Source organism: Chitinolyticbacter meiyuanensis (assembly GCF_008033135.1).
Lineage (GTDB): Bacteria > Pseudomonadota > Gammaproteobacteria > Burkholderiales > Chitinibacteraceae > Chitinolyticbacter > Chitinolyticbacter meiyuanensis.
Genome location: NZ_CP041335.1, coordinates 2755276 through 2778178 on the forward strand (window position 1 = coordinate 2755276; position 22903 = coordinate 2778178).

Below are 22903 nucleotides of genomic sequence, written 5' to 3' on the forward strand. Positions count from 1 at the left end.
GTACCGATCGTTAGGTAAAGATTGCCGGTCCAGCCAAGCCCCGTCAAGTACAATGCCGCTGTGCAAACAGCCAGCGGCCGGGAGGGCACGTGAGCAAGCAACGTGAAGCGCTGATCGACACCCTGCGCGATGTGTTCCACCGATACGGTTACGACGGCGCCACGCTCAGCCGTGTGGCCGAAGCCACCGGCTTGGGCAAGGGCAGCCTGTATCACCACTTTCCGGGCGGCAAGACGGAAATGGCGGTCGCCGTGCTCCAGGCCGAAGGCGAGTGGTTCCATGCGGCGCTTGCCGCGCTTCAAGCACCGGGCGACCCGGCTGGGCGGCTTGCGGCCTTCGCCGAGCAGCTGCGGCTCAACGACCGGCAGAAGGCGCTGGCGAGCACGCTTGACGTGTACACCATGGGAGAGGCGCGCGCGCAGTTCGGCGCGGAGATGGGACTGGCCGTGCAGCAGTGGCAGCAGGCACTGCAGATGGTGATGACCGACGCCGGCCTACCGGACGCGCTGGCGAGCGAGCGGGCCGCCGAGACCATCGCCTTGCTGGAGGGCGTGCGGCTGATGTGCCGGTGCCTCGACGACTGGCAGCGCTACGACGCACTGCTCAACGCCCTGCCGCAACGGCTGCTGGCGCCGGCTAGCCGGACGTGATCTGTGCCAGCAGGCCGCTGGCACGCTGCACTCGCCGCGCAATCGCTTCCTCCAGCACGCCGGCGCGTGCCTCGATCAGTGTGAAATGCCGGCTGGCACGGGTGATGCCGGTGTAGACCAGCTCCTTGGTGACGATGGGGCTGGCCGTGGCTGGCAGCACCAGGGCGGTATGGGCGAACTCCGAGCCCTGCGACTTGTGTACCGTCATCGCGAACACCGTCTCGATGTCAGCCAGTCGGCTGGGCAGCACCAGCTGCACGCTACCCGAGCCATCGTTGCGGGCAAAGGCCACCCGCAACTGCCTGCCACCGTGCCCATCCGGTACCGCCAGCGTGATGCCGATATCGCCGTTCATCAGCCCCAGACCATAGTCGTTCCGGGTGACCATCACCGGGCGTCCCTCGTACCAGCCATCCAGCGCTGGCAGCAGGCCAGCCAGGCACAGCGCTTCGGCGATCTGCCGGTTCAGCGCCTCCACGCCCCACTGGCCGCGCCGTACCGCGCACAGCAGGCGGAACGCGTCGAAGGCCTGCAGCACCACCTGCGCCCAGGCCTGGTGGTCCGCGTCGTCATCGCCCGCCGGCCGCGCCGACTGCAGCATACTCAGGTAATGGCGATACCCTGCGGCAGCACCGCGCCCCACGGTGGCAAGCGCGATCAGCGGTGCGACATCGCCATAACGCAGCGTCAGCGCAGCCAGATCCGGCGGCGGCGATTGCAGCAAGGCCCGTGCCTCGGCAGCGGACTGGCTGTTCACCGCGTTCGCCAGCGCGCCGATGCCGCTGCCGGCGTCAAAGCGCCGTGAGCGGCGCAGCATCACGGTCTGCTGTGCCAGCGGCCAGTGCACTGCATCGCCGGGAGTCAGTCCCGCCAGCGGTGCGCCGGCCAGGTTTTCCAGCCACGCCTGCGTGGCTGCATCGTAGTGGCCGCGCTCGGCATCGCGGCAGAGCTCGCCGAGCACTGCGCCGGCCTCGACCGACGCGAGTTGATCCTTGTCGCCCAACAGCACCAGCCGAGCATGTGCAGGCAGCGCCGCGAGCAGACTGGCCATGGTTTCCAGGTCGATCATCGAGGCCTCGTCGACGATCAGCACATCCAGCGGCAGCGGGTTGCCGGCGTGATGGCGGAAATGGCGGGTATCGGGCCGGCTGCCAAGCAGCCGGTGCACGGTGCCGACCTCGGTGGGGATGGCGGCGCGCACCGTCTCCATCACCTCCAGCGCACTGACCTGCGCGGCGATCGAGCCGGACAGCCGCGCCGCCGCCTTGCCGGTGGGGGCCGCCAGCCGGATGCGCAGCGCGGCACCGGCCTCGACGGCCGCACCTTGCAGCAGCGCCAGCAGTCGTACCACCGTGGTGGTCTTGCCGGTACCGGGCCCGCCGGTGATCAACGTGAACGCGCCGCGTGCCGCCAGCGCGCAGGCCAGCATCTGCCAGTCCGGCCCCGCTTCGCGTTGCGGGAATAGCGCGGCCAGCCGCTCGGCCAGACCATCCGGTGGCAGCAGGTTGGCGGCGAGACGTTGCCGCAGCGCCTGGGCAACATCGTGTTCGTACTGCCAGTAGCGGCGCAGATAAAGCCGACCCGCCTGCAGTATCAGCGGCGTATTGCCGTCGCCACGGATATCGACGAGCGTGCTGGCGGCCAGCGCAGCCTGCCATTGGGCCAACGTAAGCGCTGCCAGCAATTGCGATGGTCGCAGCGTCGGCACGTCCTCCTCGCCGTCGGGGGGCAGCGACAGCGTGTCGTCGGGGCTCGTCAGCGCCTGCGCCAGATCGAGGCAGGCGTGGCCGTGGCCGAGCTGGTGGCTGGTGAGCGCCACGGCCAGCAGCACCGGCGGCGTGGCATCCGGCGCCAGCAGCGCACACTGGCTGACCAGCGCGGCATCGAGCGCACGCAGCCAGCCGCGCGCCACCCAGGCATCGAGCAACAGCGTGAGGTGTGCGGCCTGCGCCAACGGTGAAAAGTCGTCCGGCAACGGCGCCTGGGTGGCCGCGAGGCGATCGGCCAGCCGGCTCATGAGCGGTCTCCACGGAACAGCGCGTCAAGCGCGTCGATCAGCGCACGGCTCGGCCGGGCGCGATGGATGCCATGGCCATCCGCATGCTGACCACGCAGGAACACATAGGCAATGCCGCCCACATGGCGCTCGTAGTCGTAATCAGGCAGCCGTGCACGCAGCTGGCGATGCAGCGCCAGCGTGTACAGCGTGTACTGCAGGTCGTAGCGATGGCTCAGCATGGCCTCGCGCATCGCAGCCGGGGTGTAGGCATCGTCGTGCTCGCCCAGCCAGTTGGATTTGTAATCGACCACGTAATAGCGCCCGGCATGCTCGAACACCAGATCGATGAAGCCCTTGAACATGCCGTTCAGTTGCTGGCGCCCACAAGGCGGGCGCGGTGCGCCGGCCTCGGTGCCTGCGCTGACCAGCGCGTCGAGCGCCGTCACATCGACCCGCTGCGCGGCGAACCAGAACTCCAGCTCCACCTGGTAGCGCGTCAAGGTGCGCAGCGCCGTGCCGTACTCCAGCAACGGTAGCACCAGCCACTCGCCGAGTGCGCCAGCAAGTGGATCGATCCAGCCCTGCCAGCCGCGCGGCGCGGCGCGGCGGGCGATCAGGTCGCGGGCAAGCGCAGGCTCTGTGGCGATGCGCGCAAAGCCCTCGCGACCGGCCCACTCGAGCAGGCCATGCAAAAAGCTGCCGGGGCCGGGGCCGCGAGCGAAGCGGTGCAGCCGGCTATCGCCCAGCGGTGGCGGCGCGGTCAAGCGCATGCCCGGCAACCGTTCCTCCTCGCCCAACCTTGCTCCCCAGCCTTCGACCAGCTCGATCCGTTCGTCATTGCTAGCCACCTCAGTGAGGCGCAGTGCGGAATAGCTGGCAATCCACCAGTGCTCACGCGCAGCCCGCAGCGGTTGACGCGCTGCCAGTGCCGGCGCGAAGGCCAGCGCCATCTGCAGCGGTGCCTGGTCCGGCCGCGGCGCTGGTGCCACGGCGATCACACCGGGCTGAGCCCAGGCCTGCAGCGCGTCGCCCAGCGCCACCGGGCTGGCCAGTGGCTCGCCGCCGGTCAGCAGGTAGCCGATGGCCGAGCGATGCAGTTGCGATCCGCGACCGCGCCCCTGCGTCAGGTCTGCCAGCCCCAGCCAGCAACCATGCCGCGCACGGGTCAATGCCACGTACATCAGCCGCACATCCTCGGCCAGGCGCTCATCGTCGGCGCGGGCCACGTCGTCCACCGAGGGCTTGAAGCGCAGCGCGCGCCGCCCGTCCTCGCGCACCCACAGCGGCTTGTCGCCATCCACCGGCCGCAGGCTGCAGGCAAAGGGCAGGAACACCAGCGGGTATTCCAGTCCCTTGGACTTGTGCACGGTCACCACCCGCAGCAGCCCTTCATCGCTTTCCAGCCGCAGCACCTGCTCGTCCGCCGCCGCGCTGTGCTCGGCAATGCTGTCGGCCAGATGGCGCACCAGCGCGAGCTCACCATCCAGCGTCGCCGCGGCCTGCTGCAGCAGCTCGGCCAGATGCAGCAGGTTGGTCAGCGCCCGCTCGCCGTCATCACGGGAAAGCAGTCGTTGCGGCAGCGCGAAATCGCCCATCAGCTGGCGCAACATGGCGAGCACGCCGGCCTGCTGCCAGCGCGCGTGGTAATCGCGGAACTGCAGCACCCGCGCCTCCCAATGACGCTCATCGTCATTGAGCCGGGCAAGATCGGCCAGCGGCAGCGCCAGCGTGCGGCAGGCCAAGGCCGCGCGCAATGCGCGGTCCTGGCCGGGTTCGGCGCAGGCGCGCAGCAGGAACAGCAGGTCGCGCGCCTCGGCGCTGGCGTACACGCTGTCCTTGTCCGACAGGTAGACACTCTTCACCTGGCGCACCGCCAGCGCGGCGCGGATTGCCTGCGCTTCGCGACCATTGCGCACCAGCACCGCGATATCGCCAGGCCGCAGCGGCGTGAGCTGGCCGTCCCGGGTGAAGCCGGCCTTGCCATCCTGGCCCAGCTGCAGCAAGCGGACGATCGCGCTGGCGCAGGCCTCGGCATAGGTTGCGACATAGCGCCCGCCTGGCAGCGGCGCTTCGCTGGCCTGGTGCCACAGTGTCAGCGCCGGTGCGGCCTTGCCGTTCACCAGCCAGCGCTCGGCGCGGCCGCGTGCCTTCACCGGCAGGAACGGCAGCGGATTGCCGTCTGCCTGTTTGAACAGGAAAGCGCCGCGCGGGTGCTGCTCTGCGCTGGCGAACACCCGGTTCACCGCGTCGACCATGGCGTGGCTCGAGCGGAAATTGGTGTCGAGGCTGGCGTGCCGGCCGGCAGTTGCCATGCGGGCAGCAAGATAGGTGTGGATGTCGGCGCCGCGAAAGCCGTAGATGGCCTGCTTCGGATCGCCGATCAGCAGCAGCGCCGTATCCGGGCGATTGTCGGCCACCTGGTAGATCGCATCGAAGATGCGGTATTGCAGCGGGTCGGTATCCTGGAATTCGTCGATCAGCGCCACCGGGAACTGGCGGCGGATCACCGCCGCGAGCTGCGGATTGCGCGTGAGTGCCGCATCGAGCCGGGTCAGCATGTCGTCAAAGCCCAGCTCGGCGCGGCGCAGCTTCTCGCGCGCCATCCGCGCGCTCACCCAGCTGGACGCGTGCGTCAGCGCATCCGCCGCTGGATCGGGCAACGCCGCGAGTGCGGACGGCAATTCGGTCAAGGCCGCCAGCGCCGCATCTAGCCAGCCATGCTGCGGCGGCGCGCCGTTCCAGTTCTCCGGCCAGTTTGCCAGCGCGAAGCGGTCGTAGGCGGACTGGCTCAGCTCGGGGAAGGCCAGCTCGGCGTCGGCCGCCCAAGTGCGTAGCGCGGCCAGCCAGGGCTGGTAGTAGCGGGGCTGGATCTTGCGGCCGTTCACCTTTTTGCTGGCAACGGCATCGTCCAGCAGCGCTTCGAGCTGATCGCTCCATGCCGACCACGGCGCCTTCAGTGCGGCCAGTGCCGTGCTGCGCCCGGCCAGCGGGGTGCTCAGTACCTCGGCCAGGGTCCGGTCGGCGCCAGCATTGTCACCCAGCGGTAGCAGTTGCCGCGCCAACGTGTCCGGGTCGCGCCAGCGGCTGGCCACCCAGGCAAGCGCATCACCGGTGAGCGGATAGCAGTGCATGCGCCAGTAATCCCGCACCGCCTCGGCGCGCAAGGCGGATTCGTCGGTACGCAGGGTCTGGGTGAACAGGCTGCCGCTGTCGAAGGCATGTTCGCGCAGCATGCGCTGGCTCCAGCCATGGATGGTGGCGACCGCCGCCTCGTCCATCCACTGCGCGGCGATCTCCAGCCGGCGCGCGCACTGCGGCCAATCGGCTTCCGGGTAATCGGCGCGCAGTGCGGCGAGCACTGCATCGGGCGGCTGTTCGTCGCGGAACACATGCGCGGCCTCGACCAGTCGCGCACGGATGCGGTCGCGCAGTTCCTGCGTCGCCGCCTCGGTGAAGGTGACGACGAGGATATCCGGTGGCAACAGCGGCCGGGCATGGGCCAGCTCGCCGCCGTGCCCCAGCACCAGCCGCAAATAGAGCGCCGAGATGGTGTAGGTCTTGCCGGTACCGGCGCTGGCCTCGATCAGCCGGCTGCCGGAGAGCGGCAGGGTGAGTGCGAGTGGCCGGCTCATGCCAACACCTGCGGCGACGCATCCAGCAGCGGCTGGTAGAGCTGCGTCGCCCAGCGGCCGAACTCGCCATCCTGGGTCAACGCGGCGAAATCCGGGTATTGCCGCGCCAGCGCGGCACTTTTTGCCACTTCGCCGGCACTGAAATCGTCGCCATCATAGATCTTGCCAGCCGCATCCCAGGCGCCAGCGACCTCCTTGCCCTTGTCGCGGGCCTTGCGGTCTTCCTCCAGCCAGCGCAGCGCCGTCTGCATGGCCACCGGCAGCGGGCGTTGCATGCCGGTGCGCCAGCCATCGAGCAGGCTGCGCAGCACGGCGGCGGCATGATCGCCTGGCAGCGGCGGCCACAGCAGCGTGACATCAGCGCCGACCGCGTACACCTGCAGCGGCTCGCCGCAGGCATTGGCCATCAAGCCGGTAAACCAGGCATCGAGCAAGCGATGCCACTTGGGCTTGCCCTCGCGCAGCAGATCGCCGGTGAGCGGCAACAGCAGCGCCGGCTCGCCCAGCACATTGCGACGCACACTGCCCTGCCAGGTTTCCAGCACGATGTCGCCGTGGACGAACTGCAGCGCCAGTGGTGAGGGATCTGCCTGCGGCCATTCCGCCTGCAAGGCGCGATAGCGCGCCACCTGCGCAGCCAGTGGCGCGGACAATGCCTGTTCGGCCAGCGCACCAAAGCCCCCCACCGGCAAGGCGCCGGCCAGCCGCAGCCGCGCGGCGCCGCGTGCGATCGCCGCCTCGGCCTCGTCCATCTGCAGCGCCTCACTCAGCATGGCCTCGGCCAATTGGTGGCGCGCAAGGCCATCGAGCGCGAACGGCTCATCGTCGCTGTCATCGTGCGCCACCTCGTCGAGCACCACCTTCAGCCGCTCGGCGAAGAAAGCCTCGACCGGGTTGCGCAGGAAGCGCCGCAAGGTGGCGAGGTTGAGCGCGGCATCGGGCTGGAACGGCGGCAGTGGTCCGGCCACCGCTTCCGGCGCTGCTTCATGGGCGCTCAGCCATTCGCGGGCATAGCTGACCAGGCCATGCTCGCCATCGAAATAGCGTGGGCTGAATGGCTGCAACGGGTGCTCGGTGGTCAGCGCATGCAGCAACTCGCTGCCGTCGGCGCTGCGCCAGCCACTTGCCAGATGGTCGCGCAGCTGGCCGACCAGCACCGAGGCGGCGCGTTCGCTGTTGTCGCGCGCGCTGCGGCCCACCCAGCTGATGTAGAGCACGTCACGCGCCGACAGCAGCGCCTCCAGCCACAGGTAGCGGTCGTCGTCGCGCCGCGAGCGATCGCCCGGCCGGTAGTCGCGCGCCATCAGATCGAAATCGAGCGGAGGCTGGATGCGCGGATAGTCGCCGTCGTTCATGCCCAAGAGGCACACCACCTTGAACGGGATTGCCCGCATCGGCATCAGCGTGCAGCAGTTCACCGCGCCGGCAAGAAAGCGCTGCGACAAGCCGCCGGCATCGAGCCCGGCGAGCCAGGCCTCGCGCACCACCGTCAGTGGCAGCAACTCGGTGAGTGCGGCGGCTTCGCACAGCGCCAGCCAGTCATCGAGCAGTTGCTGCAGCTGCGCGACCAGTGCCTGCTCCTCGTCATCCCCCGCTTCGAAGAACAGCGGCAGCAGCGCCATCAGCCGTTCGCCCCAACCGGTGGGCGTGGCCGGTATGGCCAGCTCGTCGCGGGCCAGTGCCAGCGCTTCCACCAGCGCATGCAAGGGGCCGACCAGTGCGGCGTCCAGCCCGGCGATCTCGTCGTAGGGAGCGATCTGGTCCAGCGGCTCGGCGCTGCCGACCGCGTAGCCGAGCAGCATGCGTGCAAGGCCAAAGCGCCAGCTGTTCTGCGTCACGCCGCCCGGCAGGCCGAGAGTGGCGCGTTGCGCAGCGTCTAGCCCCCAGCGGATGCCGCTGCCGGTGATCCAGCGCTGCAGCGTGGGCAGGTCAGACTCGGCGATGCCGAAGCGCCGTCGCAGCGCGGGCACTTCCAGCAAGTCCAGCACTTCGCTGGCGGCGAAGCGGCTTTCGGGCAGTTGCAGCAGGTGCTCCAGCGCAATCAGCAGCGGGGCGCGGCCGCGCTGGCCCTGGTCGGCCAGCGTGTAGGGGATGTAGCGTGCGTCGCTCGGTGCGATCTGGCCGAACACGGCAGCGATGTGCGGGGCATAGGCGTTGATGTCCGGCACCATCACAATCACGTCGCGCGGCCGCAGCGTGGGATCGGCGGAAAAGTGCGCCAGTAACTGGTCATGCAGGATTTCCACCTCGCGCTGCGCGCTGTGCGCCACGTGGAAGCGGATCGAGGCATCGCGCGCGGTGTCGATGGCTGGCCAGCGCGCGCGCGTTTCGTTGAGCGGCCGCAGCTCCAGGATGTCGTGCTGCAGCTGACCCAGCAGCGTGGCAGTACCGGGCTCGGTGAAAAGGTCGATACGCTCGCCGGACAGCGCGCGAAACAAGTCACGGTACGTGGCGGTGTCGTCGAACTGGTCGAGCAGATTGATATAGTCGCGGCCCTGCTTGCCCCAGGCTGCCAGCAGTGGCTGTGCATGCTGGTGGACCAGCGCCTCGTCGAGCAGCGCGAGCCCGGGCTTGGCGGCATGGCGATGGCGGGTGCGCAGCAGCGCCTTGTCCTCGACGATGTCGCCCCAGTAGTAGCGGCAGGGATTGTGCACCGCCAGCAGCACCTGGCAGTGGCGCGACAGCGCGGCCAGCGCCTCGACGGCCTGGGCAGGCAGGGAAGAGAGGCCGAACACCACCACGCGGCGTGGCAGGCCGGGCGGCACGGTGTCGTGCCCTGCCAGCGCGGCGACAAACGCCTGGTGCACACCGGCACGGCCGCTACCGATCTCGCCCAGGTCCGCCAGCAGCATCCGCCACAGCGCAGCCTGCCAGCGCTCGTCCTCCGTCAGCGCGCGCAGGCCAGCGCGGGTAGCAATCTCATCGTGGCCATGGGCCCAGGCCGCCAGCCAGTCGGCGCGGTAGACCTGGTACTGGTCGAACAAGTCGGCCAGCCGCTCGGCCAATTGGTGGCGGTGACGCAGATCGGCATCGTCTTCCAGGAAGCGCGCCAGCGCCGCGAACTCGGGCCGATCGCACAGCGCGGGCAGCAGCCGCATCAGGCGCCAGGTGAGCGGTGCCTTGTCGAGCGGTGACGATTCGGGCACCGCGTCGCGGCCGAGCACGGTGCGATACGCCTGCCACAAAAAGCGCGCCGGCAACTGGATATCCAGTGCGGCGGCAATGCCGCAGCCGCCGGCTTCCGGATCTTCCGCCAGCGCCAGTTTCAGCCACTGCGCGATGCCGTTGCTGAACACCAGCACCACTTCGTTTTCCAGCGGCGCCAGCGGATAGGCGCGCAGCCAAGACACAGCAAGCGCACGCAGCTCTTCCAGCCGATTGCCATGGACGATCATCAGGCCGGGAGTGAGCGGAGCGCTGGCGGGCATCGGATAGTCGGGAAGCGTGGGGGCCGTAGTCTAGGTGAGGGCGCGCGGACGGGAAAGCCTGTGCATGCGATCAAGGCCCAGGCACATAGGGTGCATAGCCACGGCTGGTGAGCTCGCCGGCCAGCCAGTCTGCGGCGCGCGCGGCCTCCTGCGCATCGCCGGTCAGCGTGAATTCGAGGTGCACGCCGGCGTGACGGGCATTGCCGAACGACGGCAGGCAGGAGAAGCGCAAGGCGGGATGGTTGTCCACCAGTTGCTCCATCAGCGCGATCAGGTCGCCCTCGCGGGCATCGGGTACGATCAGGCTACGCTTTTGCGGGGCTTCACCGGGCCGGTAGAGGTGATCGAGCACCCACTCCAGCATGGGCCACGCCATTTCCGGGAAGCCGGGCAGCAGGTGATGGTGGCGATAGCTGCAGCCCGCCACCTGGTTCACCGGATTCGGGATCAATTGCGCGCCGAGCGGGAATTCCGCCATGCGGATGCGGTGCGGATAGGCGGCATCGCCGCTGCGTGCCACGATGAAGGCGGCCGCCTCGGCATGCAGCTCCAGCGCTACGTTGGCGGCGAGCGCCAGTGCCTGACGGGTGTGATCGTCCGGCGTGGCACCAATGCCGCCGCAGGAAATCACATGTGCGCCGACGGACAGCGTCTCGGCAAAGGCTGCGGTCAACCCGTCGCGATCATCGGGCAGATAGCGTACGCCAGCGAGGCCGTGACCGCGCGCCAGCAGGCGTTCGAGCACCGCGGAAAAGTGCTTGTCCTGACGCCGACCTTCCAGAATCTCGTCGCCAATGATAAAGAGCTGGAAATTCATTGTGAAATCTCCATGACATGGAAGATTTTGGCTTGCCCTGCCCCTATGCAACGGTTCTAATACCGGCACTTTTCAAGCCTGTTACCGGTTTCCATCATAAACCCGGGAGCCGAAGGAGCTGCACCGATGTTGTACCCCCAACTGTTCGCCGACCTGGAAAAGGCGCGCTGGAACATGGCCAACGATATTCCCTGGGGCGAGTTCGATGCCAGCCTGCTCTCCGAGGAACAGGCGATGACGATCAAGATGAACGCCATCACCGAATGGTCGGCGCTGCCCGCCACTGAGATGTTCCTGCGCGACAACCGCGACGATTCGGACTTCTCCGCCTTCATGTCGATCTGGTTCTACGAGGAGCAGAAGCACTCGCTGGTGCTGATGGAATACCTGCGCCGCTTCCGCCCGGAACTCGCCCCGACCGAGGAGGAGCTGCACGCGGTGCGCTTCGACTTCGACCCGGCCCCGCCGCTGGAAACCCTGATGCTGCACTTCTGCGGCGAAGTGCGCCTTACCCAGTGGTATCGCCGCGCCTCCGAGTGGCACACCGAACCGGTGATCAAGGCGATCTACAAGACGCTGTCCACCGACGAAGCCCGCCACGGCGGCGCCTACCTGAAATACATGAAGCGCGCGATCGAACACTGCGGTGACGAAGCGCGTGCCGCATTCGCCAAGATCGGCTTCCTGATGGCTTCCAGCGGTCGTTCAGGCAAGCCGTTGCATCCGACCAACCTGCATGTGAACAAGACGCTGTTCCCCAACGACACGGTGCAAAGCCGCCTGCCGGATCCCGAGTGGCTGGAGCGCTGGCTGGACCAGCAGATCCAGTTCGGCAAGGAGTGGGAAGCGCGCGTGGTCGGCGGCATTTTGCGCAACCTGTCCAGCCTGTTTGGCGTGGCACTGGAGACGATTTCCGATCTCAACCGCTACCGCAAGCAACTGGTCACCGCCTGACCGGGCCCGCTCGCGACGGCGCCTCCGGCATCGGCCGGCGGCGCCGTTGTCATTTTCACGAACCGCACACCGTGGTTTGGCGCGAACGCGCCAGCATGTTAAAACCCACCGATCAGCCACCCGGACCGCCGCCATGCACTATCCGCTGCCCGATTTCGAAGCGCACTGCGCCTCACCCGAATCACTGGCCGAGCGCATCGCCACCTTGCCGCGACCGCTGGTATTCACCAACGGCTGCTTCGACATCCTGCACCGCGGCCATGTCACCTACCTCGCCCAGGCGCGGGCACTGGGTGCATCGCTGGTGGTGGCACTCAATACCGATGCGTCGGTGAAGCGCCAGGGCAAGGGCGACGATCGGCCGATCAACGCGCTGGAAAACCGCGCCGCCGTGATGGCCTCGCTTGCCAGTGTCGATCTCGTGACCTGGTTTGACGCCGATACGCCGTATGAGCTCATCCTCGCGGTGAAGCCGGATGTGCTGGTCAAGGGCGGCGACTGGTCGATCGAACGCATCGTCGGTAGCCGCGAGGTGCTGGATTGGGGGGGCGAAGTCCACTCCATCCCGTTCCTGCACCAGACGTCCACCACCCAGACACTGCAGAAAATCCGTGCCCTCGGCTGATCTCCCGCTCACGATGAACGAACGGCATAACCTCGTCGTCTCGCTGCTCGCCGACATCAACCAGTTCGGCCTGACGCATCCACACATGTTGGCGCAGGCCGGCGCGCTGCTGCTCGCCATGGTGATGGCGCTGCTGGGCAACCGCTACCTCAAGCCGCGGCTCGGGCTGGAAAACAGCCGCTGGAAGCACGGCGGCGAAGGGCTGATGCGGATCTTCTTCCCACTGAATGCGCTACTGCTGCTGTGGCTGTTCAATTTCCTGCTGCGCTTTGCCTGGCCAGCACCGCACAAGCTGATCGATGTCGCCATCGTGCTGCTGATGGCGATGGTCAACATCCGCGTGCTGGTCTACGTGCTGCGCAACGCGTTCAACAACCCGCAGTGGCTGCAGCGCGGCGAGCGCTATATCGCCGGCCTGATCTGGCTGCTGTATGCGTTGCACGTGGTCGGCATCCTGCCCGAACTCGCGCAGGAGCTGAATGCGATCAAGTTCGCGATCGGCAAGACGTCGATCTCGCTGCTGGGCATCATCAACGGCGTGCTGTCGGTGGCGGGCACCCTGGTGGTGGCCATGTGGCTGGGGCGCCTCTTCGAAGCGCGGATGATGGCAGCCAGCCTCATCGACATGAACGTGCGCGTGGTCTCGGTGAAGATCGCACAGTCGCTGCTGGTGGTGCTGGCAGTGATCGTGGCATTGTCGCTGGTCGGCATCGATCTCACCGTGCTGTCGGTGTTCGGCGGCGCACTGGGTGTGGGCCTTGGTTTCGGCCTGCAGAAGATCGCGTCCAATTATGTGTCGGGCTTCATCATCCTGCTCGATCGCTCGGTGAAGCTCGGTGACCTGATCCAGGTGGACAACCGCCAGGGCGTGATCACCGGCCTGACCTCGCGTTACGTGGTGGTGAAGGGCGCGGACGGCACCGAAGCACTGGTGCCGAACGAGACGCTGATCACCTCTACCGTGGTCAACCAGTCGTACAACGCGCGCGACGTGTGGATCAAGATGCCGGTGTCCGTCGCCTACGAATCGGATCTGGGCCTCGTGATGAAGCTGCTGGTCGACGCCACCCAAGGCTTCGAGCGCATCAAGGCCGATCCTGCACCGCGTGCCTTCATCGAGAATTTCGCTGCTAGCGGCGTCGACATGTCGCTGGGCTTCTGGGTGAAAGATCCCGAGAACGGAACGCTCGGATTGCGGTCCGACATCAACCAGCGCATCTGGGAAGCCTTCCGGGTGCACCGCATCAGCATTCCCTTCAACCGGCTCGATGTGGTGCATTTCCGGCCCGCCGCCAGAATGGCAGGAGACGGCAACCTGCAGGGGCTGGTACCGGACGAGGTGCCCGACGGGAACCCGGATCGCTGACCACCGATCCAAATGTCCGGGCAAGATGCTGAAAATTTGATTAATATCAGCGCCCTGTGCGTTTTTCCCGTGTTAGGGTGCGCGCGCATTGCATATACGGAGATACCCATAGCATGACTTGGCTCAACGGCCTGATCGACCTGCCCTGGTGGGGCTACATCGTGGTGACGCTGGTGCTCACCCATATCACCATTGCCTCGGTCACCATTTACCTGCACCGCCACCAGGCGCACCGCGCCATCGATCTGGGTCCCATTCCCAGCCATTTCTTCCGTTTCTGGCTGTGGCTGACCACCGGCATGGTCACCAAGCAGTGGGCCGCCATCCACCGCAAGCACCACGCGCGTTGCGAAACTGCGGAAGATCCGCACAGCCCGCAAGTGCTCGGCATCAACAAGGTGATGTGGGAAGGCGCCGAGCTCTATCGCGCCGAGTCCAAGAATGCCGAAACCATGGAAAAATTCGGCCACGGCACGCCCGATGACTGGCTGGAGCGCAATATTTACAGCAAGCACAGCGCCAAGGGCCCGACGCTGATGATGATCCTGAACCTCGCGCTCTTCGGCGTGAACGGCATCTGGATCTGGGCGATCCAGATGATCTGGATCCCGTTCTGGGCCGCCGGTGTGATCAACGGCCTCGGCCACTATGTGGGCTATCGCAATTTCGAGTGCGAGGACGCTTCGACCAACCTCGTGCCGTGGGGCATCATCGTTGGCGGCGAAGAGCTGCACAACAATCACCACACCTTCGGCACCTCGGCCAAGTTCTCGTACAAGTGGTTCGAGTTCGATATCGGCTGGGGCTACATCCGTACGCTGGAAATGTTGCGTATGGCCAAGGTGCGCCGTGTGGCACCTAAGTTCAAGCGCGCCGAGGTCCGTCCGGAAATCGACGAGCACGCGCTCGCCGTGGTCATCGCCAACCGCTACGCCATCGCCGCCCAGTACGCCCGCAGCTTCAAGGCCACTGTGGCCGAAGAGCTCGACAAGCTGCGCGCCAATGCCCGCCTGCCGCACCTGGAAGCCAATCCGGCCCGCCAGATGAAGGTGTGGCTGAAGCAGGACGCCAAGGACACCCCGGAAAACGACAAGCAGCGCCTCGACCAGATCCTGGCCGAAAGCAAGACGCTGGCCCAGGTCTATCAGATGCGCCAGGAACTCACCCGGCTGTGGGAGCGCTCGTCGCTGAGCCGTGGCGAGCTGATCAAGCATCTGCAGGACTGGTGCGCCCGCGCCGAGGCCAGCGGCATCGCCGCGCTGCAGGAGTTTTCGCTGCGTCTGCGCTCGGTGGCGATGGTGCATTGATCACCTGCGCCGGATCAAGCCGGCGCGACATCGCAATTGCGCAGACACCGTGTGGCGGCCATGATGGGATTGTCCCCGCTTGGCCTACCCCACCGGATCGCTGGCTGATCGCAATTTGAGCAAGGCGAACCTTACGGGGTTCGCCTTATCATTTTCCCGATCCAAGGAGCTCGTCATGTCTGCAGCCATCCAGCGTTACCACATCGGCCCCCGTCTTTCCGAAATCGTGGTCCACAACAACACCGTGTACCTCGCCGGCCAGATCGCAGAAACCCTGGACAAGGACACGCGCGGCCAGACCGAGGAAGTGCTCGCCGCCATCGACCGTCTGCTCGGGGAAGTAGGTTCGGACAAGCAGAAGGTGCTGTCCGTGACCATCTACCTCGCCGACATGGCCGACTACGACGCGATGAACGAAGTCTGGTCGACCTGGGTGGTGCACTGTCAGACACCCGCCCGCGCCACCGTCGAAGCGCGCCTTGCCGATCCGCGCTACCGCGTCGAGATGTCGGTGATCGCCGCGCTCTGAGCTCCTCCGCTTTTCACCCGCCCCCGCCAGAAGGAACCGTGATGCCCAGCAACCCCATCCTGCTTGCCTACTTTGCCGGCTGGAAAGACTGGAGCGGCCTGCCGCTCGAGCGTGATGCCACGCGCCTGACCCATATCTGCTTTGCCTTTGCCAATATTCGCGGCGACGGCGAACTGGCGCTCTTTGCCGAAGGCGATACCGACAAGCAGGCCAGGGCCCAGACCCACTTCGCCACGCTGCATCGGATGCGCGAGATCAACCCCAAGCTCAGGCTGTTGATCTCGATCGGTGGCTGGGCTGCCGACGGGTTCTCCGACGCCGCGCTCGATGCCGGCACGCGCGAGCGCTTTTCCAAGGCGGCCATCGCGTTCATGCAGGAGCGTGGGCTCGACGGCATCGACCTCGATTGGGAATACCCGAGCAACGACATGGCGAGCATCAAGGCGCGCCCTGAGGACAAGCGCAACTTCACGTTGATGCTGGCCGACCTGCGCGAGCGACTCGATGCGCTGTCCGATGCCGAAGGCCGCAAGGGCGACGAACGCTACCTGCTGACGATCGCCGCCGGGGCCGGGCAGTACTACCTCGATGGCGTAGAGATGGCCGAGGTCGCGCGGCTGTGTGACTTCGTCAACCTGATGACCTACGACTTCTACAACGGCTGGGCCACCCGCGCCGGCCACCACACCAACCTCTACAACACGCCGGTCGATCCGGATGGCGACAGCTGCGCCAAATCGGTGGCGCTGTTCACGGCGAACGGTCTGCCCAAGGAAAAACTGGTGCTCGGCTGCGCCTTCTATGGTCGCAGCCTCAAGGGGGTCGGCACTGCCGGGCTTGGTGCGCCGGGCACACCGCAAAGCAACGGCGGCTACAGCTACAGCGAAATCCCCGCGCTGATCGCCTGCGGACGCGCCGTCCGGCACTGGGATGAAGCCGCCAAATCTCCCTGGCTAATGGTCGATGGCGATGAATTCGTCAGCTACGAGGACGCCGAATCGCTGCGCCACAAGGCCGATTTCGCCAAGGCACAGGGCCTGGCCGGCACCTTCTTCTGGGAATACACCGAAGACGGCACCGACACCCTGCTCGATACGCTATGGACGCATCGCTGAGCGGAACGGCCTAACCCAGCCCCCGATCCCACGGGGGCGCATCGCCCCAGGCTTCGACCAGATAGTCGATCATGCTGCGCACCTTGGCAGTGACGTGGCGCCGGCTTGGGTAGACAGCCCAGGCGTAGAGCTCGGGCTGGCCGTGCTCGGCCAGCAGCGACACAACTTCACCACTGCGCAGCGCATCGCCGATCAGGAAGGTAGGCTGGCGCACGATGCCTTCGCCGGCAATCGCCGCGGCACACAGCATGTCGCCGTTGTTGGCCCTGAAGTTGCCTTTCACCTTCACCTTCTCGCTGCCATCGGTGCCGAAGGTCCAGTCGTCACCGGTGCTGGCGTAGGTGTAGCCCAGGCAATTGTGGCCCGCCAGCGCTTGCGGCGTCGTCGGCGTGCCGTGGCGGGCAAGGTAGTCGGGCGAGGCACAGATCACCAGCCGGATCGGGCACAGCCGGCGTGCGATCAGATTGTTCGGCAGTTGCGGCGAGATGCGCAGCGCCAGATCGAAACCTTCGTCAACGAGGTCTACCGCGCGATCGGCCAACTCCAGATCGAGCGCCACTTCGGGATAGCGCCGGCGGTATTCGGCGAGCAGCGGGGACAGATGGCGGATGCCCAACGACAACGGTGCCGAAATACGCAGCGTGCCGCGCGGCCGCTGCGTGGCGGTGGAGAGCGCCGCCTCAGCCTCCTCGATATCACCGAGGATCTGTTGGCAACGTTCGTAGTAGGCGTAACCCGCTTCGGTGGGGCTGAGCTTGCGGGTGGTGCGGTTCAGGAGCCGCGTACCGAGGTGGTTTTCCAGATCGGCGACAAGGCGTGAGGCCGCCGTAGTCGAGATCTGCAGGCGTTCGGCCGCCCGAACAAAGCTGCCCGCTTCCATCACCTTGGCGAAGACCTGCATCGCCACCAGTCTGTCCATGTTTATCCCGTATTCAGGCAGATATCCTGTCGATCAGCCCAGTTTATTTCATCCATTCACCAGATCAAACTGGCAGGCTTGCCGCCTGATCCGGGCGATGCACCTCTTTTCCGTTTTCCGCCATGCTCCAGACCTCCTCCCGCCTGCCCGGCTGGGTCGTGCTGCTCGGCACGCTGACCGCGCTCGGCCCGCTGTCGATCGACATGTATCTGCCGGCCTTCCCAGCGATCGAACACGACCTGGGCCACGGCGCGCAACTCACGCTGGCGAGCTTCTTCATCGGCCTTGCTGTTGGCCAATTGCTCTACGGCCCGGTCAGCGACCGTTTCGGCCGCAAGCCACCGCTCTATGTCGGCCTTGCGCTCTACGTGCTGGCCAGCCTCGGCTGCGTGTTCGCCGCCAGTCTCGATGCATTGATCGCACTGCGCTTCGTGCAGGCGCTCGGTGGCTGCGCCGGCATGGTGATCACCCGCGCCATCGTGCGCGACCGCTGCGACGCGCGGCAGGCAGCACAGGTGTTCGCCATGCTGATGCTGGTGATGGGGCTTGCGCCCATCCTGGCGCCACTGCTCGGCGGCTGGCTGCTCACGGTGACGAGCTGGCACGCCATCTTTGCGGCGCAGGCGCTGTTTGCTGCTATGTGCCTGATCGCCGTGCACCGCCTGCTCGCCGAGTCGCACGACACCCGCGATGTCGCGCCACTGCGGCTCGGCCAGGTATTACGCGGTTATGGTCGGCTACTGACCCATCGCGGTTTCATCGGCTATGTGCTCACCGGCGGGCTCGCGCAGGCCGGCATGTTCGGCTACATCGCCGGCTCGCCGACCGTGCTGATCGAGCAGTACGGCATTGCACCCCAGCACTACGGCTGGGTGTTTGGCCTCAATGCGCTGGGCCTGATTGCGGCAAGCCAACTTAATGCGCGGCAACTGAAGAGCCAGGATCTGACCGTGTTGCTGCGCCGCGCCCTGTGGGTGCCGCTGCTTGCCACGCTGGCACTGCTGACGCAGGCGCTCAGCGGCCTGGCGCCACTCGCTGGGCTGCTGCTGTGCTTCTTCGCCTATCTGACGAGCCTCGGCTACATCAATCCCAATGCCACCGCCGCGGCACTGGCCAGCCAGGGCCAGCATGCCGGTTCGGCCAGCGCGCTGATCGGCAGCCTGCAGTTCAGCATCGCCACCGTCGCAGCCATTGCAGTGGAAGCACTGCACGACGGCACGCCCCACCCGCTTGCCATCGTGATGGCGGCATGCGGCATCGGGGCGTTCGTGGCACACCGGCTCTTGGCAAGAGCGTCACACGGCAGTTGATCCACGCCGCCGGTCCCAGGGCAGCGCCCCTGCCGCCTGCAGCGCTTTTCCATTAGAATCGAAAGCTTTGTGATTTCACCGCCTTCGGGCGCGAGCGCTCCATGAAAACCGCCGAGATTCGCCAGCAGTTCCTCGCCTTCTTCGCTTCCAAGCAGCATCAGGTTGTCGCCTCCAGCCCGCTGGTACCGGGCAACGACCCGACCATCATGTTCACGGTGGCCGGCATGGTGCAGTTCAAGGACTGTTTCCTCGGCAAGGAAAAGCGCAGCTACACCCGTGCCGCCACCAGCCAGAAATGCCTGCGCGCGGGCGGCAAGCACAACGATCTCGAGAACGTCGGCTACACCGCGCGCCACCATACCTTCTTCGAGATGCTGGGCAACTTCAGCTTCGGCGACTATTTCAAGCGCAATGCCATCGCTTACGCCTGGGAATTCCTGACCAGCCCCGATTGGCTCGCCATCCCGGCCGAGAAGCTGATGGTCACCGTCTACGCCTCGGATGACGAAGCCTACGACATCTGGCACACCGTGGTCGGCCTGCCCGTCGAGCGCATTGTGCGCATTGGCGACAACAAGGGCGCGCCGTACGCATCCGACAACTTCTGGACCATGGGTGACACCGGCCCGTGCGGCCCGTGTACCGAAATCTTCTACGACCATGGCCCATCCGTGGCCGGCGGCCCTCCTGGCTCGCCCGATGAAGACGGCGACCGCTTCATGGAGATCTGGAACAACGTGTTCATGCAGTTCAACCGGGATGAAACCGGCACGCTGCATCCGTTGCCCAAGCCCTCGGTCGACACCGGCATGGGGCTGGAGCGCATTTCCACCGTGCTGCAAGGCGTGAAGTCCAACTACGAGACCGACATCCTCGCCGAGCTGGTGAAGGCCGCCGCGCGCGAGACCGGCGTGGCCTACACGCAGGATGCGCCGTCGCTGAAGGTGATCGCCGACCACATCCGCGCCTGTGCCTTCCTCGTCGCCGACGGCGTGCTGCCGTCCAACGAAGGCCGCGGCTACGTGCTGCGCCGTATCATCCGTCGCGCGGTGCGCCACGGCTACAAGCTCGGTCAGAAGGGCCTGTTCTTCCACAAGCTGGTGGCCGACCTCGCCCGCGTGATGGGCGATGCCTACCCGCAACTGGTCGACGGCCAGCAACGCATCACCGAGGCACTGAAGGCCGAGGAAGAGCAGTTCGCCCGCACACTCGACATCGGCATGGCGCTGCTCGAAAAGTCACTCGAGGGCGGCAAGACCACGCTCGATGGCAAGACCGCGTTCACGCTGCACAGCACCTACGGCTTCCCGATCGACCTGACCGCCGATATCTGCCGCGAGCGCAACCTTGAGCTCGACATGGTCGGCTACGAGCGCGAACTCGCCGCCGAGCAGGAACGCGGCCGCGCGGCAGGCAACTTCAAGATGACCTCCGGCCTCGCCTACGACGGCGACGCTTCCGAATTCCACGGCTACAGCGAAGTGAGCCGCGACGCCACCGTGCTGGCGCTCTACAAGGGCAACGAGCAGGTGCAAACACTCGCCGCCGGCGACGAAGGCGTGGTCGTGCTCGACCACACGCCGTTCTACGCCGAATCGGGCGGCCAGGTCGGCGACGTCGGCACCATCTCAGCTGCAGGTGGCCTCGGTGCGCTCTTTGACGTGACCGACACGCAGAAGGTGAAATCCGACGTATTTGGCCACCAGGGGCGTCTGGCCAGCGGCACGCTCAAGGTGGGTGACGCGGTGGCCGCAACTATCGACCTGCACAAACGCCACGCCACCCAGCGCAACCACAGCGCCACGCACTTGCTGCACTCGGCGCTGCGCGAGGTGCTGGGCCAGCATGTCGAGCAGAAGGGCTCGCTGGTGACGGCCGAGCGTACCCGCTTCGACTTCAGCCATCCCAAGCCGCTGACGGCCGAGGAAATCGCCCGCATCGAATCGGTGGTCAACCACGCCATCCTCGCCAACACCGCGGTCGACGTCGCCCACATGAGCTACGACGACGCGATCAAGGCCGGCGCCATGGCGCTGTTCGGCGAGAAGTACGGCGATGAAGTGCGCGTCTTGAAGATGGGCGAATTCTCCACCGAACTGTGCGGCGGTACCCACGTTGGCCGCACCGGCGATATTGGCCTGTTCAAGGTCATCGGCGAAGGCGGTGTCGCCGCCGGCATCCGCCGTGTCGAGGCCACCACCGGCGAAGGCGCGCTGGCCTTGGTACAGGCGCAGGAATCCGAACTGAAGGCCGCAGCCGAAATCGTGCAGGCGCAGCCAGGCGAATTGCTCAGCAAGCTGGAACGGCTGCAGGCGGAACTCAAGGCCGCGCAGAAGGAAACCCAGGCGCTCAAGAGCCAGATGGCCTTCACCCAGCTTGATAGCCTGCTGGGCGTCGGCCTGCGTACCATCAACGGCGTGAAGTGCGTCGGCAGCGTGGTCGACGGCGTCGATGCCGGCACGCTGCGCGAGATGAGCGACAAGCTGATGGATCGCCTGGAAAGCGGTGTGGCCCTGCTCGCCGCCACCGGCGATGGCAAGATCAGCCTGATTGCCCGCGTCTCCAAGGACCTGACCGGCAAGGTAAAGGCCGGCGAACTCGTCAACGTGGCGGCCCAACTGGTCGGTGGCAAGGGCGGCGGCCGGCCGGATATGGCCCAGGCTGGCGGCACCCAGCCGGAAAACCTGAAGGCTGCGCTGGAAGCCGCGGCCGAATGGCTGGCGACCAAACTCTAAGCAATCGCGCAACACCGAGCCGGCCTTTGGGCCGGCTTTTTCATTGGACAACGCATGACCGACCTCACCAAGCCGGCATTGCCGGCCGGCCGTTACCGCCACTACAAGGGCAAGGACTACGAAGTGCTCGACCTGGTGCGCCACAGCGAGACGGAGGAGTGGCTGGTGCTCTATCGCACGCTGTACGGCGACCTCGGACTGTGGGTACGGCCTTACGCGATGTTCACCGGCGAGGTGAGCGTGGACGGTGTTGCCCAGCCACGCTTTGCCTACGCTGGCCCGCCGCTCAGCGCGGTGCCGTCAGCACCTGATACGCCGGCAATGCCAGCCTGAAGTAGACCTCCAGCAAGTCGGACGCGCTGTGCGCGGCAACGATGACAAGATCGCGCTCGGGAAAGTACAGCGTGGCGCCGGCGTAGCCGGCGGTCGAGCCGCCATGCCCCCAGAATTCGGTGCCATCCGGGAAGCGATAGCGCTCCAGGCCCAGGCCATAGCCATATTCGAACTCGCCACGCGGCTCGGCCGGTACCACGGCCTTCATGCTCGCCAGCGTCGCCGGGTCGCGAAACAGTTCGCCACGCAACAACGCGCGGGTGAAGCGGGCCAGCTCGGTGGTCGTGGTGATCATCGCATGCCCGCCAGCGGCACCCGCCATCGACGGATCGACTCGCGAAATGTCGTGCAGCACCCCGGCCTCGTCCGGTACGTAGCCACGCAGATAGGGCTCGGCGATGCTGATGTCGCCCGGCTCCGGCAGGCGGGTATCGGCAAGCTGCAGCGGGAGCAGGATGCGCTGGCGTATCGCGTGCCGCCAGCTCTCGCCAGTGGCCTGCTCGATGATCAGCCCCAACAACACGTAGTTGGTGTTGGAATAGGCATGTGCGCCGGGCGGCTGTTGCGCGCGGGCCGCCGCCAGATCGATGAAGCCCTGGGATGACCAGATGCGCTGCGGATCGCCGGCAGCAGCCAGTTCCAGCTCCGGACTGTCGAACTCCGGCAGGCCGCTGGTGTGGTTCAGCAGCTGCCTCACCGTGATGTCAGCACGGTATCGCAGGCCGGCGATCACCGCGTCGGGCAGCACCATAGGCAGGGGGGCATCCAGACCGAATTTCCCTTCCTCGACCAGCTGCAGCACCACCGTGGCAACCAGGGTCTTGACCATGCTGCCGGCACGGATGCGGTCGTTCGGCCCGGCCGGTTGCGCAACGGCGATATCGCGCAAGCCGGCAGCCAGCCGGTAGCTGCCATTGGGGCCTGCCGCATAGAGCTGCGCCGCCGGCACGGTCGGGCCAACGGCGTCGACCAGTATCTTCTGCAGCTCGGCGAGTGCGTCGGGCTCCGGCGGCGGGGAAGCATCGTTGCAGGCAGTCAGCAATAGACAACCGATGAACAGGGTGGACTTGAGCAAAGCGCGCAGCATGGGCAGTCTCCAGGGCGGTGGGGAAACGATGCAGGCCGTGGCGCTGCACCGATCCGCTCATTGGAAACGCCCCAAGCTTTGCAAATGCTGAGGGCCG

Annotated in this window: 16 protein-coding genes; 10 read left to right on the forward strand and 6 right to left on the reverse strand. The window is 66.5% G+C overall.

All coding sequences use genetic code 11. The features are described from left to right. The first annotated feature begins 89 nt into the window (after positions 1-89). Complete coding sequence (locus FLM21_RS13145) at positions 90-650, forward strand: TetR/AcrR family transcriptional regulator (protein WP_148716004.1); 561 nt, start codon at positions 90-92, stop codon at positions 648-650. On the opposite strand, the gene recD is transcribed toward FLM21_RS13145, so the two are convergent. The 4 genes from recD to FLM21_RS13165 form a co-directional block, all read right to left on the reverse strand. Beyond that, the gene (gene recD / locus FLM21_RS13150) at positions 637-2667 is read right to left on the reverse strand and encodes an exodeoxyribonuclease V subunit alpha (protein ID WP_148716005.1); all 2031 of its coding nucleotides are present in this window, start codon (positions 2665-2667) and stop codon (positions 637-639) included. The genes FLM21_RS13145 and recD overlap by 14 nt on opposite strands. Continuing rightward, entirely contained in the window at positions 2664-6281 is a 3618-nt protein-coding gene (gene recB, locus FLM21_RS13155) for an exodeoxyribonuclease V subunit beta (protein WP_148716006.1), read from the reverse strand. The genes recD and recB overlap by 4 nt, the downstream gene beginning before the upstream one ends. Next, positions 6278-9709 carry an exodeoxyribonuclease V subunit gamma gene (recC, locus tag FLM21_RS13160; protein WP_148716007.1) on the reverse strand — a complete coding sequence of 1144 codons (3432 nt, stop codon included), beginning with the start codon at positions 9707-9709 and terminating at the stop codon, positions 6278-6280. Before recC ends, recB begins: the two co-directional genes overlap by 4 nt. 70 nt (positions 9710-9779) lie before the next feature. Continuing rightward, positions 9780-10526, reverse strand: coding sequence for a competence/damage-inducible protein A (locus FLM21_RS13165; RefSeq protein WP_148716008.1), 747 nt, complete (start codon positions 10524-10526; stop codon positions 9780-9782). A 126-nt stretch (positions 10527-10652) separates the two neighbouring features. Between FLM21_RS13165 and FLM21_RS13170 the strand changes: the two genes are divergently transcribed. The 6 genes from FLM21_RS13170 to FLM21_RS13195 all read left to right on the forward strand — a co-directional run bounded on the left by FLM21_RS13170 (position 10653) and on the right by FLM21_RS13195 (position 16422). After that, positions 10653-11480 carry a ferritin family protein gene (locus tag FLM21_RS13170; protein WP_148716009.1) on the forward strand — a complete coding sequence of 276 codons (828 nt, stop codon included), beginning with the start codon at positions 10653-10655 and terminating at the stop codon, positions 11478-11480. 133 nt (positions 11481-11613) lie between these two features. Then, positions 11614-12105 (forward strand): D-glycero-beta-D-manno-heptose 1-phosphate adenylyltransferase, encoded by a 492-nt coding sequence (gene rfaE2 / locus FLM21_RS13175; protein WP_148716010.1) that lies wholly within the window; start codon positions 11614-11616, stop codon positions 12103-12105. Between the two features lie 13 nt (positions 12106-12118). Then, on the forward strand, positions 12119-13471 hold the full coding sequence (locus FLM21_RS13180; RefSeq protein WP_148716011.1) for a mechanosensitive ion channel family protein: 1353 nt from the start codon (positions 12119-12121) through the stop codon (positions 13469-13471). Positions 13472-13584: 113 nt separating this feature from the next. Further along, positions 13585-14778 carry a DesA family fatty acid desaturase gene (locus tag FLM21_RS13185; RefSeq protein ID WP_148716012.1) on the forward strand — a complete coding sequence of 398 codons (1194 nt, stop codon included), beginning with the start codon at positions 13585-13587 and terminating at the stop codon, positions 14776-14778. A 175-nt stretch (positions 14779-14953) separates the two neighbouring features. Then, positions 14954-15307 (forward strand): RidA family protein, encoded by a 354-nt coding sequence (locus tag FLM21_RS13190; RefSeq protein WP_148716013.1) that lies wholly within the window; start codon positions 14954-14956, stop codon positions 15305-15307. Between the two features lie 41 nt (positions 15308-15348). Continuing rightward, entirely contained in the window at positions 15349-16422 is a 1074-nt protein-coding gene (locus tag FLM21_RS13195; protein ID WP_148716014.1) for a glycoside hydrolase family 18 protein, read from the forward strand. A 10-nt stretch (positions 16423-16432) separates the two neighbouring features. On the opposite strand, the gene FLM21_RS13200 is transcribed toward FLM21_RS13195, so the two are convergent. After that, positions 16433-17341 (reverse strand): LysR family transcriptional regulator, encoded by a 909-nt coding sequence (locus tag FLM21_RS13200; protein ID WP_187359897.1) that lies wholly within the window; start codon positions 17339-17341, stop codon positions 16433-16435. Between the two features lie 122 nt (positions 17342-17463). On the opposite strand from FLM21_RS13200, the gene FLM21_RS13205 reads away from it, so the two are divergent. The 3 genes from FLM21_RS13205 to FLM21_RS13215 all read left to right on the forward strand — a co-directional run bounded on the left by FLM21_RS13205 (position 17464) and on the right by FLM21_RS13215 (position 21719). Continuing rightward, entirely contained in the window at positions 17464-18651 is a 1188-nt protein-coding gene (locus tag FLM21_RS13205) for a multidrug effflux MFS transporter (RefSeq protein ID WP_148716015.1), read from the forward strand. A 101-nt stretch (positions 18652-18752) separates the two neighbouring features. Then, positions 18753-21386, forward strand: coding sequence for an alanine--tRNA ligase (gene alaS, locus FLM21_RS13210; RefSeq protein WP_148716016.1), 2634 nt, complete (start codon positions 18753-18755; stop codon positions 21384-21386). A gap of 54 nt (positions 21387-21440) precedes the next feature. Further along, positions 21441-21719 (forward strand): DUF1653 domain-containing protein, encoded by a 279-nt coding sequence (locus tag FLM21_RS13215; protein WP_148716017.1) that lies wholly within the window; start codon positions 21441-21443, stop codon positions 21717-21719. Here the strand turns inward: FLM21_RS13215 and FLM21_RS13220 are convergent. Beyond that, the gene (locus tag FLM21_RS13220; protein WP_148716018.1) at positions 21673-22806 is read right to left on the reverse strand and encodes a serine hydrolase domain-containing protein; all 1134 of its coding nucleotides are present in this window, start codon (positions 22804-22806) and stop codon (positions 21673-21675) included. The two genes, FLM21_RS13215 and FLM21_RS13220, sit on opposite strands and share 47 nt — an antisense overlap. Positions 22807-22903: the final 97 nt, after the last annotated feature.

What these genes read in the sequence shown, in the direction of transcription:
- recD (WP_148716005.1), bottom strand. Translation starts at nt 2,667, where the DNA reads ATGAGCCGGCTGGCCGATCGCCTCGCGGCCACCCAGGCGCCGTTGCCG.
- recB (WP_148716006.1), bottom strand. Translation starts at nt 6,281, where the DNA reads ATGAGCCGGCCACTCGCACTCACCCTGCCGCTCTCCGGCAGCCGGCTG.
- recC (WP_148716007.1), bottom strand. Translation starts at nt 9,709, where the DNA reads ATGCCCGCCAGCGCTCCGCTCACTCCCGGCCTGATGATCGTCCATGGC.
- FLM21_RS13165 (WP_148716008.1), bottom strand. Translation starts at nt 10,526, where the DNA reads ATGAATTTCCAGCTCTTTATCATTGGCGACGAGATTCTGGAAGGTCGG.
- FLM21_RS13170 (WP_148716009.1), top strand. Translation starts at nt 10,653, where the DNA reads ATGTTGTACCCCCAACTGTTCGCCGACCTGGAAAAGGCGCGCTGGAAC.
- rfaE2 (WP_148716010.1), top strand. Translation starts at nt 11,614, where the DNA reads ATGCACTATCCGCTGCCCGATTTCGAAGCGCACTGCGCCTCACCCGAA.
- FLM21_RS13180 (WP_148716011.1), top strand. Translation starts at nt 12,119, where the DNA reads ATGAACGAACGGCATAACCTCGTCGTCTCGCTGCTCGCCGACATCAAC.
- FLM21_RS13185 (WP_148716012.1), top strand. Translation starts at nt 13,585, where the DNA reads ATGACTTGGCTCAACGGCCTGATCGACCTGCCCTGGTGGGGCTACATC.
- FLM21_RS13190 (WP_148716013.1), top strand. Translation starts at nt 14,954, where the DNA reads ATGTCTGCAGCCATCCAGCGTTACCACATCGGCCCCCGTCTTTCCGAA.
- FLM21_RS13195 (WP_148716014.1), top strand. Translation starts at nt 15,349, where the DNA reads ATGCCCAGCAACCCCATCCTGCTTGCCTACTTTGCCGGCTGGAAAGAC.
- FLM21_RS13200 (WP_187359897.1), bottom strand. Translation starts at nt 17,341, where the DNA reads ATGGACAGACTGGTGGCGATGCAGGTCTTCGCCAAGGTGATGGAAGCG.
- FLM21_RS13205 (WP_148716015.1), top strand. Translation starts at nt 17,464, where the DNA reads ATGCTCCAGACCTCCTCCCGCCTGCCCGGCTGGGTCGTGCTGCTCGGC.
- alaS (WP_148716016.1), top strand. Translation starts at nt 18,753, where the DNA reads ATGAAAACCGCCGAGATTCGCCAGCAGTTCCTCGCCTTCTTCGCTTCC.
- FLM21_RS13215 (WP_148716017.1), top strand. Translation starts at nt 21,441, where the DNA reads ATGACCGACCTCACCAAGCCGGCATTGCCGGCCGGCCGTTACCGCCAC.
- FLM21_RS13220 (WP_148716018.1), bottom strand. Translation starts at nt 22,806, where the DNA reads ATGCTGCGCGCTTTGCTCAAGTCCACCCTGTTCATCGGTTGTCTATTG.